This is a genomic window from Pseudarthrobacter sp. MDT1-56, from assembly GCF_059383555.1.
The window spans coordinates 177,644-191,832 of record NZ_JBWZCK010000011.1; the positions used below are offsets into that span (position 1 = coordinate 177,644).

The window sequence follows — 14,189 nt, forward strand, 5'->3', positions numbered from 1 at the left end:
TGGCGCCGGGACGGATCCCGGGGAAAAGCGAACGGCCGGTGCTCCCAGAGTAACGGGAGCACCGGCCGCCGGTGTCAGTTGCGGACTAGTGGGTGTCCACTGCCTCGATTTCAGACTTGTCCTCGCCCCAGAGGGTGTGGAAGGTCCCCTCGGCGTCGACGCGGCCGTAGGTGTGCGCGCCGAAGAGGTCGCGCTGGCCCTGGATCACGCCGGCCGGGAGGCGCTTGCGGCGCAGGCCGTCGTAGTAGGCCAGCGAGGAGGAGAACACCGGCACCGGGATGCCGAGCTGGACCGCGGTGGAGACCACACGGCGCCAGGCCGGGAGGACGTCGGCGATCGCCTTGGTGAACGCCGGGGCGAACAGCAGGTTGGCCGGCTTCTCCGCCGCGGCGTAGGCCTTGGTGATCTCCTTGAGCAGTTCGGCGCGGATGATGCAGCCGCCGCGCCACAGGGAAGCGATCTCGTCGAGCTTCAGGTCCCAGCCGTATTCCTTCGCGGCCGAGGTGAGCATGTCCAGCCCCTGGGCGTAGGAGACGAGCTTGGAGGCGTAGAGCGCCTGGCGGACATCCTCGATGAAGCTCTCCGGGATCTCGACGTCGGCTTCCGCACCGGCGAGCAGTTCCTGGGCCAGCTTGCGCTGTTCCGTCTGGGAGGAAAGCGCCCGGGCGAAGACCGACTCGGCGATGCCCGACGTGGGCGAGCCCAGCTCGAGGGCGGAGATGACCGTCCAGCGGCCGGTGCCCTTCTGGCCGGCAGCGTCCACGACGACGTCGACGAACGGCTTGCCGGTCTTCGCGTCCACGTGGCCGAGGACCTCGGCGGAGATTTCGATCAGGAAGGAGGCGAGGTCGCCCTTGTTCCACTCTTCGAAGATCTTGGACTGCTCGGCCGGTTCGATCCCCGCGCCGGAGCGCAGCAGATCGAAGGCTTCGCCGATGACCTGCATGTCGGCGTATTCGATGCCGTTGTGGACCATCTTGACGAAGTGGCCGGCGCCGTCGGTGCCGATCCAGGCGCAGCAGGGCTTGCCGTCGACGTGTGCGGCGATCTTTTCCAGCAGCGGACCCAGGGCATCGTAGGATTCCTTCGAGCCGCCGGGCATGATCGAGGGGCCGTTCAGGGCGCCTTCCTCTCCGCCGGAGACGCCGATGCCAACGAAGTGCAGGTCCTTCTTGGCCAGTGCGGCTTCGCGGCGGCGGGTGTCCTCATAGTGGGAGTTGCCGGCGTCGATGATGATGTCGCCCGGTTCCAGGAGCGGCTCGAGCTGCTCGATCACGGAGTCGACCGGTTTGCCGGCCTTGACCATGATCAGCACGCGGCGGGGCTTCTCCAGGGAGTCGACGAGCTCCTGCAAGGTCTCCGTGCGGACAAAGTCGCCGTCCCGGCCGTGCTTGGCCAGCAGGGCGTCGGTCTTCTCGACGGACCGGTTGTGCAGGGCAACGGTGAAGCCGTTCCGGGCCAGGTTGCGGGCGAGGTTGGCCCCCATCACCGCAAGGCCGGTGACACCGATGTGTGCTGACATCAAAACTCCAATTCATTTCTGTGCAACTAGTGCAGTTCGTCCCGCGCGGAAGGCGGGACTGTCTTCTTGGGATCAGTGGCTGTCAATAAACCATATGTATTTCCGCCGGTTGCTGGAAAGCAGTGCCCACGTGGCGGAATATAGCGCGTCACAACAGTCTATGATTTCCGGCGTCCCTGCGCCTGTCCAGGGCAGACCGGAGGCTGGTCCGCGTCCGCCCCACTATGCTTACGACTATGTCAACCAGCCTCCACCACCGTGCGATTGAGCACCTCGGCACCCGCATCGTCGCGGGCGAGCTCCCGCCCGGCCACATCATGCTGGCCGAGCACCTCGAAGACGAACTCAAAGTGTCCCGTTCGGTGGTCCGCGAGGCGGTGCGTGTGCTTCAGTCGCTCGGACTGGTCGAGACCACCAAGCGGGTTGGCATCCGGGTGCTGCCGGCCAACCGCTGGAACCCCTTCGACCCCCAGGTAATCCGCTGGCGCCTCGCCGGCGAGGGCCGCGGCGCGCAGCTGCGCTCCCTCGCGGAACTGCGCACCGCCGTCGAACCCGTGGCCGCCGAACTGGCCGCCGCCAACGCTCCGGAGGAGATCCGCCGGGAGCTCGTGGAGGTCTCGCATGCGATGCGCGACGCCGGCCAGGCCGGGGACGTGCCGCGGTTCCTGGAACTCGATATCCACTTCCACTCCCTGTTGCTCACCGGCTCCGGGAACGAAATGTTCGCCAACATGGTGGGCCAGGTGGCTGAGACGCTGACCGGCCGCACGGTGCACGGCCTGATGCCGGACCACCCCCGCGAGACGGCCTTGCGGTGGCACGTGGACGTGGCAGAGGCGATCGCCGCCGGAAACCCGGCAGCAGCCCGCGAGGCCTCGGAGCGGATCATGCGGGAGACCATCGCGGAGATGGAACCCGAATGGAAGGACCAGCCCAGGGTGTTTGTCCCGGTCCAGCGGCCCTAGGTCCCCTGGCCTGGCCTGAAGTCCAGCAGCACCTTGCCGGAAACGGCCGCGTTCCGGGCCACCTCGAAGGCCACCAGCCCCTGGTCCAGCATGAACGTGTGGGTGACCACCGGTTCCACGAAGAGTGACCCGTCCGCGAGGGCGGCCACGACCTCATCGATTTCGTCATTGAAGCGGAAAGACCCCAACAGCTCCAGTTCACGCGTGATCGCCAGCGAGATCAGTACCGGCTGCGGACCGGAAGGCAGCAGCCCCACCATCACCACTTTTCCGCCCCGGGCCGCACCCTGCACCGCGGACGCCAGCCCGTGATGGCTGCCGGAGGACTCGATCACAACGTCCGCCTCCACCGCCGCGATGGCCTTCGCCTGATCGCCCGTGAGGATCTCGTCAGCGCCCACGGCACGTGCTATCTGCAGCGGCCGTGCGTGCATGTCCACGGCCACGATCCGCTGTGCGCCGGCCCGTTTCAGGACAGCCACCGCCAACGCGCCAATGGGGCCGCAGCCGATCACGAGTGCGGTCTTGCCCGCCACGTCGCCGGCCCGCGAGACGGCATGCCACGCGACGCTGGCCGGTTCCACCAGCGCGGCGGTCCTCAGCGCCAGGCCCTTGGGCAGGGGACGGAGCATCCGGGCCGGAAGAGTGGCGTACCGGCTGAAGGCCCCGTCTGTGTGGGGGAAGCGTGCGGCGCTGCCGAGGTAGGTGCAGCCCGGAGAAAGGTTCGGACGCTCCGCGGGGTATCGGGCGGCGCCGGGGCCGGGTGTGGCCGGATGCACCGCGACCGCGGTGCCCGGCCCCGGCCCGGTGCCGTCTGCGGCAGCCACGAGCACCGTTCCCGCGATTTCGTGGCCCAGGACCATGGGCTGCCGGAGGACCGATTCACCGGCCGCGCCGTGCGTCCAGTAGTGCAGGTCCGAGCCGCAGATGCCACCGAATGCCACCTCGACCACCGCTTCATCGGGAGCCGGTGCGGGCACGGGAACGTCCTCGATCCGGAGATCACCTGCGGCGTGGGCCACCACGGCGGCCGCTGTTGCCGGCAGTTCCGGAACGCCGCGCATCAGACCACCACCGTCATGCCGCCGTCGATGAAGATGGTCTGCCCGTTGACGAAATCCGAGCCGTCGGAAGCGAGCCACACGGCCGGGCCCGCCAGGTCCTGGACTGTCCCCCACCGGTGCGCCGGGGTCCGGCCGAGGATCCAGGCGTTGAACTTCTCATCGTCCACGAGGTTCTGCGTCATTTCGGTGTGGATGTAGCCGGGTGCGAGGCCGTTGATCTGCAGGCCGGACCCGGCCCATTCCGCCGTCATGGCGCGGGTGAGGTTCCGGAGTCCGCCCTTGGCGGCAATGTAGGGGGCGATGGTGGGCCGGGCGAGGTCCGTTTGGACGGAGCAGATGTTGATGATCTTGCCCCGGCCGCGGGGAATCATGTGCCGTGCGGCCGCCCGGCCCACGAGGAATGCGCTGGTCAAATCCGTGGAGATCACCCGTTCCCAGTCGGCGACATCCAGGTCCAGCATCGGGACGCGGTGCTGGATGCCGGCGTTGTTGACCAGGATTCCGAGCGGGCCGACGTTTTCTTCCACCCAGGCCACGCCGGCGGCCGCGTCTGCGTCGTTCGTGACGTCGAAGGCGCAGCTGTGGACCCGTCCGGGCGGGTAGTCGGCGGCCATGGCGGCTTCCGCGGCCTTTAGCCGTTCAGGGTTGATGCCGTTGAGCACCACCGTGGCCCCGGCGTCGGCGAGCGCCCGGGCCAGGGCGTTGCCGATCCCCCGGCTGGAGCCGGTGACCAGTGCGTTCCGGCCGGTCAGGTCAAAAAGTCCACTCATGGTTCGCTGATCCTCATTTGGTCGTGGCTGCTGTGTTGTCGCTGAGATTCGAGATGGTTTGGCGGACGACGGCGAGGTCCTTCTCCCCCAGCCCCTGGCGCAGCAGTGCCGCGTACAGTTCGACGCCGGCCGCCGCCATCGGTACCGCGGAGTTGACGGCGGCGGCGCTTTCCAGCACAAAGGACAGGTCCTTGTGCATGAACTTGGCGGGGCCGGTGGGTTCGTAGTTCTTGGCGGCCAGGCGTGGCCCCACGTTGTCCAGGACGCGGCTGCCGGCCAGGCCGCCCGCGAGCACCTCGTAAAGTGCGGCCACGTCCAGGCCTGAGCGTTCGGCGAGCTCCGCGGCTTCGGCGAGCGCCGCCGTCGTGGTTCCGACGATGAGCTGGTTGCACGCCTTGGCCAGCGATCCCGAACCCAGCGGCCCCAGCCTGCGCACCGTACTGCCCATGGCACTGAAAAGCGGCAGGAGCCGCTGGAAGTCCTCGTCGCTGGCGCCCGCCATGATGGCCAGGGTCCCGTCCACGGCGCCTTGGGTGCCGCCGCTGACGGGAGCGTCGACGACGACGGCGTTGCCGCCGCTCGCCCGGGCCACCCTGGCACCGAATTCCTGCACCGCGGAGGGCGAGACGCTGCTCATGACCACCACGGTGGTTCTGGCCGCCGGTGGTTTCGTAGCCCAGCCCGCCAGGAGTTCCGCGGCTGCATCCTCGATGTAGGAAAGATCCGGGAGCATAAAGATGATGACCGGTTTGTCGCGGAGTTCTTCGACCCCGGCCGCGCGGGCGCCGCCGAGGGCCTCGAACCGTTCAAGGGCCTCCGGGGACCGGTTCCAGGCGGTGACGGCCCATCCCGCATTGAGGAGGTTCGCGGCCATTGGCGCCCCCATCAGGCCCAGGCCCACAAAGCCGGTTTCCTTACGGTCCCATTCCATGCTGCCTCACTCCGTTGTGGATGCTCTTAGAAATCTGTTCAGTATCCTAGCCGCCATTCAGTATGATGAACACCATGACGCCTAAAACCACCGTCGCGATCGCCGTCCCGCTCGAAGCCGAGCTGGTGGAGCGCATCCGCGCAGTAGATCCCTCCGTTGCCGTCCTCTACGAACCCGGGCTGTTGCCTCCGGAACGTTTTCCCGCAGACCACTCGGGAGATCCGGGCTTCCGCCGGACCCCGGAACAGGAGGAGCGCTACTGGGACATGCTCAACAGGGCGCAGGTCCTGTACGGGTTCCCCAACGAGAGCCCGGCGGGCCTGGCACGGATTGCCGGCAGCAACCCCCACCTCGAATGGATCCATGCCATGGCGGCCGGCGCCGGGGGTGCCGTGAAGGCATCCGGGCTGGAGGCGGGGACGCTGCAGAAGTTCAAGGTCACGACTTCGGCCGGCGTCCACGCCCTGCCGCTCGCCGAGTTCGCCGCACTAGGAATCCTCAATGGCTTCAAGCGCAGCGCGGAACTGGCCCAGGACCAGGCGGCCAGGGTCTGGCCAGAGCTGCGCACCCCCACCCGGCTGGTGAACGGCTCCCACCTGGTGGTCGCCGGGCTCGGCGAGATCGGGCTGGAGACTGCCCGGATCGCCCGTGCGCTCGGGATGACCGTCAGCGGCACCAAGAGGAATGTTGAGCCCATCGAGGGCATCCAGGACGTTGCGGGCAATGATGGCCTCGCCGGCCTGCTGGCCACGGCCGACGCCGTCGTCAACACCCTTCCCGGCACGCCCTATACGGAGGGGCTCTTCGGCCGCGAAATCTTTGCGGCGATGAAGCCGGGGACCGTCATGGTGAACGTGGGCCGCGGCACCGTTGTGGACGAGGGCGCCTTGCTGGAGGCACTCGACAACGGCCAGGTTTCGTATGCGTGCCTTGACGTGTTTGCCGTCGAGCCGCTCCCGCAGGACAGCCCGCTGTGGCACCACCCCAGGGTGATGGTGTCCCCGCACACCTCGGCGCTCAGCGCGGCCGAGAACCGGCTGATCACGGAACGTTTCTGCAGCAACCTGCGTACCTTCCTCGAAGGCGGCGAGCTCCCCCACGTCGTCGACACGGTGCACTTCTACTAGGACCCGCGGAACTGGTCCGCAGGACACACAAGGGCGGCCCCTCCGGACACGGAGGGGCCGCCCTTGTGTTGCTGGCGTGGGGCTGGGCGCTCAGGAGCGCCTAGCTGGCATCCTCCCTCAGGAGAAGGTCGCGCCCCACTGTTTCCGGGGTAAAGAATGTGGTGACAAAGGAGATGGCAGCCAGGACCAGGGAGTAGATGGCGAGGACGAGCCAGGAGTGATCCGTGGCGGCCAGGAGGGCGGCGCCCACCAGCGGCACCAGTCCGCCGGCGAAGACGGCAGAGAGTTCGCGGCTCATGGCCACGCCGGTGAACCGGTACTGGGAACCGAAGAGTTCCGGAAGGAGCGGGCACTGCGGCCCGAGCATGGACTGGACACCCAGGGCGATACCCACCACCATGACTATCCAGATGAGCGTGACATTGCCCAGCGTCACCAGATAGAATGCCGGCAGCGCGATGAGGGCCTGGAAGAGCGCACCGTAGCGGTAGACGGGCACACGCCCGAATCTGTCCGACAGGGCACCGAAAGTCACCACCATCACGGCGGCGAAGCCGGCGGCAATGAGCAGGCCCACCGGGCCGATGAACTTGTCCCCCGGGAAGACCCCGTCCTTGGACGCCATGAAGGCGATGAGCAGGGCGGAGTAGATCGAGGAATTGCCGTTCTCACCCATCCGCAGGCCAATGCCGATCAGCACGTTCTTCTTGGAGTGCTTCCAGAGCTGGCCGAGGGGGTTCTTGGCCACGCTCTTGTGCTTTTCCAGCTCCTGGAAGACGGGCGTTTCCTTCAGCCGCAGCCGGATGAAAATGGCCACTGCAATCAGGACCACGCTGGCTAGGAACGGCACCCGCCACAGCCAGCCCTCCAGGACGTCCTTGTCAGCCAAGGCAATCAGGGCAAACGTTCCGGCACCCAGGAGGGTACCCAGCTGGATCCCGACGAACGGGAGCGAGGCGAAGAAGCCCCGGCGGTGGCGCGGTGCGACTTCGGAAATCAGTGTCGTGGCGCCCGCCTGCTCGGCGCCGGCGCCCAGTCCCTGGAGGATGCGCAATGTCACCAGGAGGACGGCTCCCAGCATGCCTGCCTGTTCGAAGGTCGGCAGCAGGCCGATGGCAAAGCTCGCGGTTCCCATCAGGCCGATCGTGAGGATGAGGACCAGTTTGCGGCCGAACCTGTCTCCGATGTGGCCGAAGATCATTCCGCCGAACGGCCGGGCCGCGAAACCCACGCCGTAGGTGGCGAACGAGGCGATCAGGGCGCCGTCCTCGCCGAGCGGCGAGAAGAACAGCGGGCCGAAGATCAGGGCCGAGGCCAGGCCGTAGATGTAGAAGTCGTAGTACTCCAGAGCGGAGCCCACGGAGCTGGCAAGAGTTGCCCTTCGCAGCTGTTCCGGATCGACGACGGCGCCGTCCGCTTTAGCCAGCGGTGTATTAGTACTAGTTGTCACAAGCACTCCCTCAAGAACACTCCAGACCCCCGTTGGCCTGGTGGGATATGAACAACCCACGAGGGGTCGATCACCATGTTGAACAGCGTACAACAGGCTGATCGATTCGCTTATGTCTTATCAGATTTATTTCCGGGCCCGCCCTGGGACTGGCCTCGTCCGGCGCTACCCCATGGGATTACCCAGGGACCGGGCCAGCTCCTTCAGCTCTTTGACCATCAGGGCGCCCTGCTCTTCTGAATAGGTTGCTTTCAGCGCGGTGACGGAAAGTCCCAGGCTGGGCCCGTGCGCCCCCCTGGTAGGCACCGAGACGGCCAGGCATACGACCCCCGTGGTTGATTCCTCATCCTCGAAGGCGTAGCCCTGTTCCCGGATGACGGCGAGCTGGGCCTTCAGCTCGGCTCCGGTGCGCAGGGACTTCGGAGTCAGGACGGGCAGCTGGGCGTCATCGGGGAACATCTCGGCCACATCGTGGTCGTGCAGTCGCGCGATGAGTGCCTTGCCGACGGCGCAGAGGGAAACTGGCATCTTGTCGCCAATGTTGGAGGTGAGGCGAACCGCGGGATGGCCTTCGTAGCGGGCCAGGTAGATGACGTTGCTTCCGTCGAGCATGGCGATGCGGACCGTTTCGCCTGAGAGGGTGGGCGCCTGCTCACAGAACCGGTAGAACTCCTGGACCTCGTCAAGCCGGCTCAGGTACGCAGCGCCCAGTTCGACGAGTTTGCGGCCGAGCGTGAATTCGGCACCCTGGCGGTTGATGAGCCTTGCCTCCTCAAGCGCAAGCAGGAGGTTCGAGGTCGACGATTTGGGGATGCCCAGTTCCCTCGCGAGGTCGCTCAGCGTCAGTCGCCCGGTCGCTGAGGAGGCCAACGCCTCAAGCACGGCGGCAGCACGGGTGACCGCCGGCGCGGGTGAGGCGCTCCCCGATCCGTCAGTGGGGCGGGAAACTCGGGAATCGGCCATGATTCTCCTTCACGGATCGCTTGTATGGCGCCGGCGCCATACATTCGGGGCTGTTCAGTCAGTTGAACACTAACCATCATAGTGTCGAGGTGCGACGAACCGCGCCCCAGGGCTGCGATTCGACGTGGGACGCGGGGTGTGGTCAGGCAGCGGCGGTTGCGGGCGCCATCAAGCGACGGCCTGCACCGGATTCGTCAGCTCGCCGATGCCTTCAATGTGGCAAGTAACGGTGTCGCCCGCCCCCAACCGCGCGCACTCCGCAGGGAAACCCGTCAGCACCAGGTCGCCGGGGTGCAGCGTCATAAAAGACGTCAGGGTAAACGAGGATTTCGTCCACCCCCCAGCCGAGATCAGCAGTGCTGGCAGCCTTGAGCTCGGCGCCGTTGTGCTTGATGCCGATTGCCAGGTCGGCGCCGTTGAGGCCCGTGACGATCCATGGCCCTGCCGGAGTGAACGTGTCCTGGCTCTTGGCGCTGATCCACAACTCATCCGACTGCTGCAGGTCCCTGGCGGAGACGTCGTTTCCAATGGTGAAACCCAGAACTGCGGTCCGTGCGTTGCTCAGCGTCAGCCCCCGGACTTTGCTTCCGACCACGATCGTCAGTTCCGCTTCCGGGTCAACGCGGCCCACCGTCGGCCCCAGTTCTATGGCATCCCCCGGACCGACCACACTGGTCGCGGCCTTGTGGAAGGCCTGCGGCGGGAGGTCGCGGCCCGCCTGGCCGGTGTTGTGCGCCATCCCCAGAACATTGGCCGGGACACTTGGTGCCAGGAAAGTGAACGAGCCCTGGTCCACGGTGTCGCCGGTTTCCCAGCCTCTGCGGGGTGCGCTGCCTGCGTTCGCCGGGGAATCCGGGAACGGCGATGTGATCACCGTCCACGCTCTTCCTGCTTCGCTGTCGAAGTCCGGGGCATTGTTGGCGACGAAAAAGTGCTCGGCCCCGGAGCCCGGGGACAACGGCCGGACCCGGGCAAAGCGGCGGGCACTGGTTGGGTTCATGAGGACATCCTAGGTCGCGGGCAGTGGCAGCTAGGGAATGTGTCAGGCCAGGCCAACATCCGGCCCTGCCGTCCACCAGCCGCTGATTAAGCCATCGAATAGGCATTTTTGCCGCTCAGAATCGCCGCCGCGTGTTTCGCGTTTCCAAATATTCACGGTATATTCATACACAAGCCTTCCACCGCGGCATCCCCCAATAGTCGCGGTGGAAGGCTTTTCCAATGCCCCGGCACCTGCGGGACGACATGCCACAGTGATGCAGCGCCTAGGCCGCGTCCGCGATGGCTTCCCGGAGCCGCCAGCCGCCGCCCAGACCGTCACGGATGATTTCCATCGTGGTGAGGGCCGAACTCGGGTTGCGGCCAAGCCTCGCCTGGACCTGCCAGACCTCGACGTCGACGCGGCTTAGTCCTTTGGGCATCCGCCGCTCTGCCTCCCACCAGCTCACCCGCTCAAACCAGCGGACCGGCTCCGCGCCGACAATCCATTCCCGGCCGGCGCGTACTACCGCTTGGGGCCGTCCGTCCGGACCCGATTTCACCATGACGTGTTCCATGCCAGTAACGCTAGGGTGGGGCTCCGACAATATCGGCGGGATAAGCCCCTTGGCCGCGTCCACCCCCGCGAACCCACAAAACGCACAAAAAACCCCGCAATGCGGCTTTTCAGCCTGCCATAACGGGGTATTTTTCGGTGGGTCCTACCGGGATCGAACCGATGACATCCACGGTGTAAACGTGGCGCTCTACCAGCTGAGCTAAAGACCCAAACCGCTGATTCGGCGCTTCCGCGCTTCAACCAACGAACAGTTACTGTACCGGATGAACCCGGCGGAGCGCCAATCGAGCCCTGAGCAGAGTGCCCCGAGCGGCCCCCAGCAGCTCAGAGCGGGGGAAGTTGGACGGCGAGCCAGGTGAGGGCTTCGCTGACGCCGGCGTCGAGCTTGATCGTGGCAAGCTCGTCCCCGCGGGTCTGGCCCCGGTTGATGATGACAACGGGCTTTCCCTGCTTGGCCGCGTGCCGGGCAAACCGCAGGCCGCTCATCACCGTCAGCGAGGAGCCGGCCACCAGCAGGGCGCCAGCCTCATCCACCATGGCGTACGAGCGTTCCACCCGGTCTTTGGGAACGTTCTCGCCGAAGTAGACGAAATCGGGTTTGAGCGTGCCGCCGCAGGCCGGGCAGTGGGCCACGACAAAGCTCTCGATCAGGCCCTCGTCCTCGACCGTGGCGTCGGCGTCCGGAGCCATTTCGACCACACCGGCGGCCAGGGCACGTTCCAGGAAGCCGGGGTTGAGCTCCGTCAGCACTCCCGCCAGCAGCGTCCGGCTGTACCGCCGGTGACAGGCCAGGCAGACCACCTGGTCGAAACGGCCGTGCAGGTCCACCACGTTGATGCTGCCGGCGTCCTCATGCAGCCGGTCCACGTTCTGGGTGATGAGTCCGGTCAGCAGTCCGCGGTGCTCCAGCCGGGCGACGGCGGCGTGGCCGTCATTGGGGTCGGCCCGGCGCAGGTGGGACCAGCCGATGTGGTTGCGGGCCCAGTAGCGGCGCCGGTTCTCCGGCTCGCCGATGAACTCCTGGTAGGTCATGGGAGCCCGGGGAGCGGCGCCAGGTCCGCGGTAGTCGGGGATGCCGGAATCCGTGCTCAGGCCGGCACCGGTCAGCAGCGCGAAGCGCTCCCCAGCCAGGATGCCGTGGATTTCCTGCAGGACCTCGAGCTCGTCGCGGGCCGGTTCCGCGGCGGGGATCGGGGGCAGGCTGGCAAAGCCAGTCATGCCGATCCCGGGCCGCCGCGTCCTCACCGCGTCAGTTCCCTGCGAGGCCCGCCAGGGCGGCGCGGTAGCCGGCGAAGTCCCGGGCCTGGCCGCGGGGGTTCACCACCACGTACCGCACGGTTCCGCTCGCGTCGATGATGAAAGTTCCGCGCTTTGCCATGCCGCTTCCGGAGTCGAACACTCCGTACTGCTCGGCGATGGCCCCACGCGGCCAGAAGTCGGCCAGCAGGTCGAAGGAGTAGCCTTCCTTCTCCGCGTAGGCCCGCTGGGCGAACTTGCTGTCCACTGAGATACCCAGCACGGCAGCGTCGGCTTCCTCGAACAGCGCCAGGTTGTCCCGGATTTCGCACCACTCCCCCGTGCAGATGCCGGAGAAGGCGAATGGAAAGAACACGAGGACGACGTTGCGTCCCCGGTGTTCCGAAAGCCTCACGGGTTCGCCGTACTGGTTCAGCAGCTCGAAGTCCGGGGCTGCCTCGCCGACGGCGGGCACGGCCCGCGTGTCAACTGCCTGGTCCGCGATGGTGCGAACCGCTCCGGCTGGGGTCACTTGTTCTTCCGCGTGACCCGGGTGGCGCTCCAGTCCTTGGAGACACCGGCGGAGGTGGTGTAGTGCAGCCCTGCGGTCGGTGCGGCATCCTGGATGTCCGCCGGTGACACGTAACCCACCCGGCCGGACTTGGGGGTCAGCACCCAGATGACGCCACCCTCAGCCAGGGTGGTCAGCGAGTCGACCAGGGTGTCAACGAGGTCGCCGTCGCCGGACCGCCACCAAAGTATGACGGCGTCAACTACCTCGTGGTCGTCTTCATCGAAGAGTTCCGAACCGGTGAGGTCTTCGATGTCGTCACGCAAATCGAAGTCGACGTCGTCGTCATAACCGAATTCCTGAATCAGGTCCCCGGTTTTGAAACCCAGTTTTTCCGCCACATTTACCGAAGTGGCGGCGTCGGCCTCGCTCACGTGTTGCTCCTATGCTTGGTGTTTTCAATAGCTCTAGTGATTTCCATTACTCCAAGCCAACACCCTTTGCGCCTGCGCTTCAAGCTGTTGGCCCCGCGATCCGCCATATTCTGCGTCACACACGGCATTCCGGGCACCGCCGGGCGGTACGTCGTCACACAACCAGTATGCGGGTCAAATACGACTGGACCCCCATGCGACAGCTACGCATCCCCGAGCGGTCAGAGCTAGAGTGGCTGATGACGACTACGCCCGTGAGGGCGGACGCCCCGCTGACGAAGGCGGGCATAGTTGTGATTGGACCTTGCCCGGCGCACATGACCGGGCAGTTGTAACCGATACGTCGCACACGTCGCGTTCACGCCAGGCAGTTACCCTGCCGGAGCTGAGGGCGCCGATGAATGCGCTCAAAGAGAGGTTGGACGTGGCTGCAGGAGAAGAGACCTCCCATATCCTCAGCGGGTTGACTAACCAGCTGCCTGATCGTGATCCGGAAGAGACCGCCGAGTGGCTGGAGTCCCTGGATACGCTGATTCAGGAACAGGGCACCGAACGTGCCCAGTACATAATGCGCAGCCTGCTCCAGCGGGCCGGCGCGCAGTCCGTGGGTGTTCCGATGGTCACGACCACGGACTACGTCAACACGATCCCGGTGGACCAGGAAGCCCCGTTCCCCGGGGACGAGGAGATCGAGCGGAAGTACCGGGCCTGGCTGCGGTGGAACGCCGCGGTCATGGTGCACCGGGCGCAGCGGGCCGATATCGGCGTCGGCGGGCACATCTCGACCTATGCCGGGGCCGCGACCCTCTACGAGGTCGGGTTCAACCACTTCTTCCGCGGCAAGGACCACCCCGGCGGCGGGGACCAGGTCTTCTTCCAGGGCCACGCCTCCCCCGGCATGTACGCCCGGGCGTTCATGGAAGGCCGGCTCTCCGAGGAGGACCTGGACGGGTTCCGGCAGGAGAAGTCCAAACAAGGCCATGCCCTCTCCTCCTACCCGCACCCGCGGCTCATGCCCGAGTTCTGGGAGTTCCCCACGGTCTCGATGGGCATCGGGCCGATGAACGCGATCTACCAGGCCCAGTCCAACCGGTACCTGCACAACCGCGGGATCAAGGACACCAGTGACCAGCAGGTCTGGGCGTTCCTGGGCGACGGGGAAATGGACGAGCCCGAGTCCCGCGGCCTGCTCCAGCTCGCCGCGAACGACAAGCTCGACAACCTCAACTTCGTGATCAACTGCAACCTCCAGCGCCTCGACGGGCCCGTGCGCGGCAACGGCAAGATCATGCAGGAACTCGAGGCGTTCTTCCGCGGCGCGGGCTGGAACGTGATCAAGGTCGTCTGGGGCCGGGAGTGGGATGACCTGCTGGCCAAGGACGAGGACGGCTCGCTCGTGAAGATCATGAACGAAACCGTCGACGGGGACTACCAGACCTACAAGGCCGAGTCAGGAGCGTTCGTCCGCGAGCACTTCTTCGGGCAGACCCCGCAGACCAAGGAAATGGTCCAGGACCTCACGGACGACCAGATCTGGAACCTCAAGCGCGGCGGCCACGACTACAACAAGGTCTACGCCGCGTACAAGGCCGCGACCGAGTTCAAGGGCAAACCCACCGTCATCCTGGCCCACACGGTCAAGGGCTACGGCCTGGGCA

At 66.3% G+C, this 14,189-nt stretch carries 14 protein-coding genes, 1 tRNA gene and 1 pseudogene; 3 read left to right on the forward strand and 13 right to left on the reverse strand.

Annotated features, from left to right (window positions below; translation table 11 throughout):
• Positions 1-85: 85 nt before the first annotated feature.
• Positions 86-1,522: an NADP-dependent phosphogluconate dehydrogenase gene (gnd, locus tag AC50YC_RS16105; RefSeq protein WP_494954300.1), complete on the reverse strand. Its 1,437-nt coding sequence runs from the start codon at positions 1,520-1,522 to the stop codon at positions 86-88.
• A gap of 236 nt (positions 1,523-1,758) precedes the next feature.
• Between gnd and AC50YC_RS16110 the strand changes: the two genes are divergently transcribed.
• Positions 1,759-2,487, forward strand: a complete 729-nt coding sequence (locus tag AC50YC_RS16110) for a FadR/GntR family transcriptional regulator (RefSeq protein WP_494954301.1) — start codon at positions 1,759-1,761, stop codon at positions 2,485-2,487.
• On the opposite strand, the gene AC50YC_RS16115 is transcribed toward AC50YC_RS16110, so the two are convergent.
• The 3 genes from AC50YC_RS16115 to AC50YC_RS16125 are packed head-to-tail and all read right to left on the reverse strand — an operon-like array spanning position 2,484 to position 5,252.
• Positions 2,484-3,551, reverse strand: a complete 1,068-nt coding sequence (locus AC50YC_RS16115) for an L-idonate 5-dehydrogenase (protein WP_494954302.1) — start codon at positions 3,549-3,551, stop codon at positions 2,484-2,486. The two genes, AC50YC_RS16110 and AC50YC_RS16115, sit on opposite strands and share 4 nt — an antisense overlap.
• Positions 3,551-4,321, reverse strand: a complete 771-nt coding sequence (locus tag AC50YC_RS16120; protein WP_494954303.1) for an SDR family oxidoreductase — start codon at positions 4,319-4,321, stop codon at positions 3,551-3,553. Before AC50YC_RS16120 ends, AC50YC_RS16115 begins: the two co-directional genes overlap by 1 nt.
• A 13-nt stretch (positions 4,322-4,334) precedes the next feature.
• Positions 4,335-5,252: an NAD(P)-dependent oxidoreductase gene (locus AC50YC_RS16125; protein WP_494954304.1), complete on the reverse strand. Its 918-nt coding sequence runs from the start codon at positions 5,250-5,252 to the stop codon at positions 4,335-4,337.
• A gap of 62 nt (positions 5,253-5,314) precedes the next feature.
• Between AC50YC_RS16125 and AC50YC_RS16130 the strand changes: the two genes are divergently transcribed.
• Positions 5,315-6,379, forward strand: a complete 1,065-nt coding sequence (locus AC50YC_RS16130) for a D-2-hydroxyacid dehydrogenase (protein WP_494954305.1) — start codon at positions 5,315-5,317, stop codon at positions 6,377-6,379.
• 100 nt (positions 6,380-6,479) lie between these two features.
• Here the strand turns inward: AC50YC_RS16130 and AC50YC_RS16135 are convergent, their stop codons facing one another.
• From AC50YC_RS16135 to AC50YC_RS16175, 9 genes and pseudogenes are all read right to left on the reverse strand, one after another.
• Positions 6,480-7,829, reverse strand: coding sequence for an MFS transporter (locus AC50YC_RS16135; protein ID WP_494954306.1), 1,350 nt, complete (start codon positions 7,827-7,829; stop codon positions 6,480-6,482).
• Between the two features lie 165 nt (positions 7,830-7,994).
• Positions 7,995-8,792, reverse strand: coding sequence for an IclR family transcriptional regulator (locus AC50YC_RS16140; RefSeq protein ID WP_494954307.1), 798 nt, complete (start codon positions 8,790-8,792; stop codon positions 7,995-7,997).
• Between the two features lie 168 nt (positions 8,793-8,960).
• Complete coding sequence (locus tag AC50YC_RS16145; protein WP_494954320.1) at positions 8,961-9,281, reverse strand: fumarylacetoacetate hydrolase family protein; 321 nt, start codon at positions 9,279-9,281, stop codon at positions 8,961-8,963.
• Positions 9,169-9,792 (reverse strand): annotated as a pseudogene (locus AC50YC_RS16150) (fumarylacetoacetate hydrolase family protein); the annotation flags it as partial. The pseudogene AC50YC_RS16150 and the gene AC50YC_RS16145, both read right to left, overlap by 113 nt.
• Positions 9,793-10,057: 265 nt before the next feature.
• Positions 10,058-10,348, reverse strand: coding sequence for a hypothetical protein (locus tag AC50YC_RS16155; protein ID WP_494954308.1), 291 nt, complete (start codon positions 10,346-10,348; stop codon positions 10,058-10,060).
• 138 nt (positions 10,349-10,486) lie between these two features.
• Positions 10,487-10,559 (reverse strand) — tRNA-Val (locus tag AC50YC_RS16160).
• A gap of 115 nt (positions 10,560-10,674) precedes the next feature.
• Positions 10,675-11,568 (reverse strand): NAD-dependent protein deacetylase, encoded by an 894-nt coding sequence (locus AC50YC_RS16165; protein WP_494954309.1) that lies wholly within the window; start codon positions 11,566-11,568, stop codon positions 10,675-10,677.
• 31 nt (positions 11,569-11,599) lie between these two features.
• Entirely contained in the window at positions 11,600-12,118 is a 519-nt protein-coding gene (locus tag AC50YC_RS16170; RefSeq protein WP_494954310.1) for a peroxiredoxin, read from the reverse strand.
• Positions 12,115-12,531 (reverse strand): DUF3052 domain-containing protein, encoded by a 417-nt coding sequence (locus AC50YC_RS16175; RefSeq protein ID WP_226761795.1) that lies wholly within the window; start codon positions 12,529-12,531, stop codon positions 12,115-12,117. Before AC50YC_RS16175 ends, AC50YC_RS16170 begins: the two co-directional genes overlap by 4 nt.
• A gap of 397 nt (positions 12,532-12,928) precedes the next feature.
• On the opposite strand from AC50YC_RS16175, the gene AC50YC_RS16180 reads away from it, so the two are divergent.
• Positions 12,929-14,189: thiamine pyrophosphate-binding protein (locus AC50YC_RS16180; RefSeq protein WP_494954311.1), on the forward strand; the 1,261-nt coding region annotated here is incomplete at its 3' end.

What these genes read in the sequence shown, in the direction of transcription:
- AC50YC_RS16145 (WP_494954320.1), bottom strand. Translation starts at nt 9,281, where the DNA reads ATGAGTTGTGGATCAGCGCCAAGAGCCAGGACACGTTCACTCCGGCAG.
- AC50YC_RS16120 (WP_494954303.1), bottom strand. Translation starts at nt 4,321, where the DNA reads ATGAGTGGACTTTTTGACCTGACCGGCCGGAACGCACTGGTCACCGGC.
- AC50YC_RS16165 (WP_494954309.1), bottom strand. Translation starts at nt 11,568, where the DNA reads ATGACTGGCTTTGCCAGCCTGCCCCCGATCCCCGCCGCGGAACCGGCC.
- AC50YC_RS16110 (WP_494954301.1), top strand. Translation starts at nt 1,759, where the DNA reads ATGTCAACCAGCCTCCACCACCGTGCGATTGAGCACCTCGGCACCCGC.
- gnd (WP_494954300.1), bottom strand. Translation starts at nt 1,522, where the DNA reads ATGTCAGCACACATCGGTGTCACCGGCCTTGCGGTGATGGGGGCCAAC.
- AC50YC_RS16140 (WP_494954307.1), bottom strand. Translation starts at nt 8,792, where the DNA reads ATGGCCGATTCCCGAGTTTCCCGCCCCACTGACGGATCGGGGAGCGCC.
- AC50YC_RS16130 (WP_494954305.1), top strand. Translation starts at nt 5,315, where the DNA reads ATGATGAACACCATGACGCCTAAAACCACCGTCGCGATCGCCGTCCCG.
- AC50YC_RS16125 (WP_494954304.1), bottom strand. Translation starts at nt 5,252, where the DNA reads ATGGAATGGGACCGTAAGGAAACCGGCTTTGTGGGCCTGGGCCTGATG.
- AC50YC_RS16155 (WP_494954308.1), bottom strand. Translation starts at nt 10,348, where the DNA reads ATGGAACACGTCATGGTGAAATCGGGTCCGGACGGACGGCCCCAAGCG.
- AC50YC_RS16115 (WP_494954302.1), bottom strand. Translation starts at nt 3,551, where the DNA reads ATGCGCGGCGTTCCGGAACTGCCGGCAACAGCGGCCGCCGTGGTGGCC.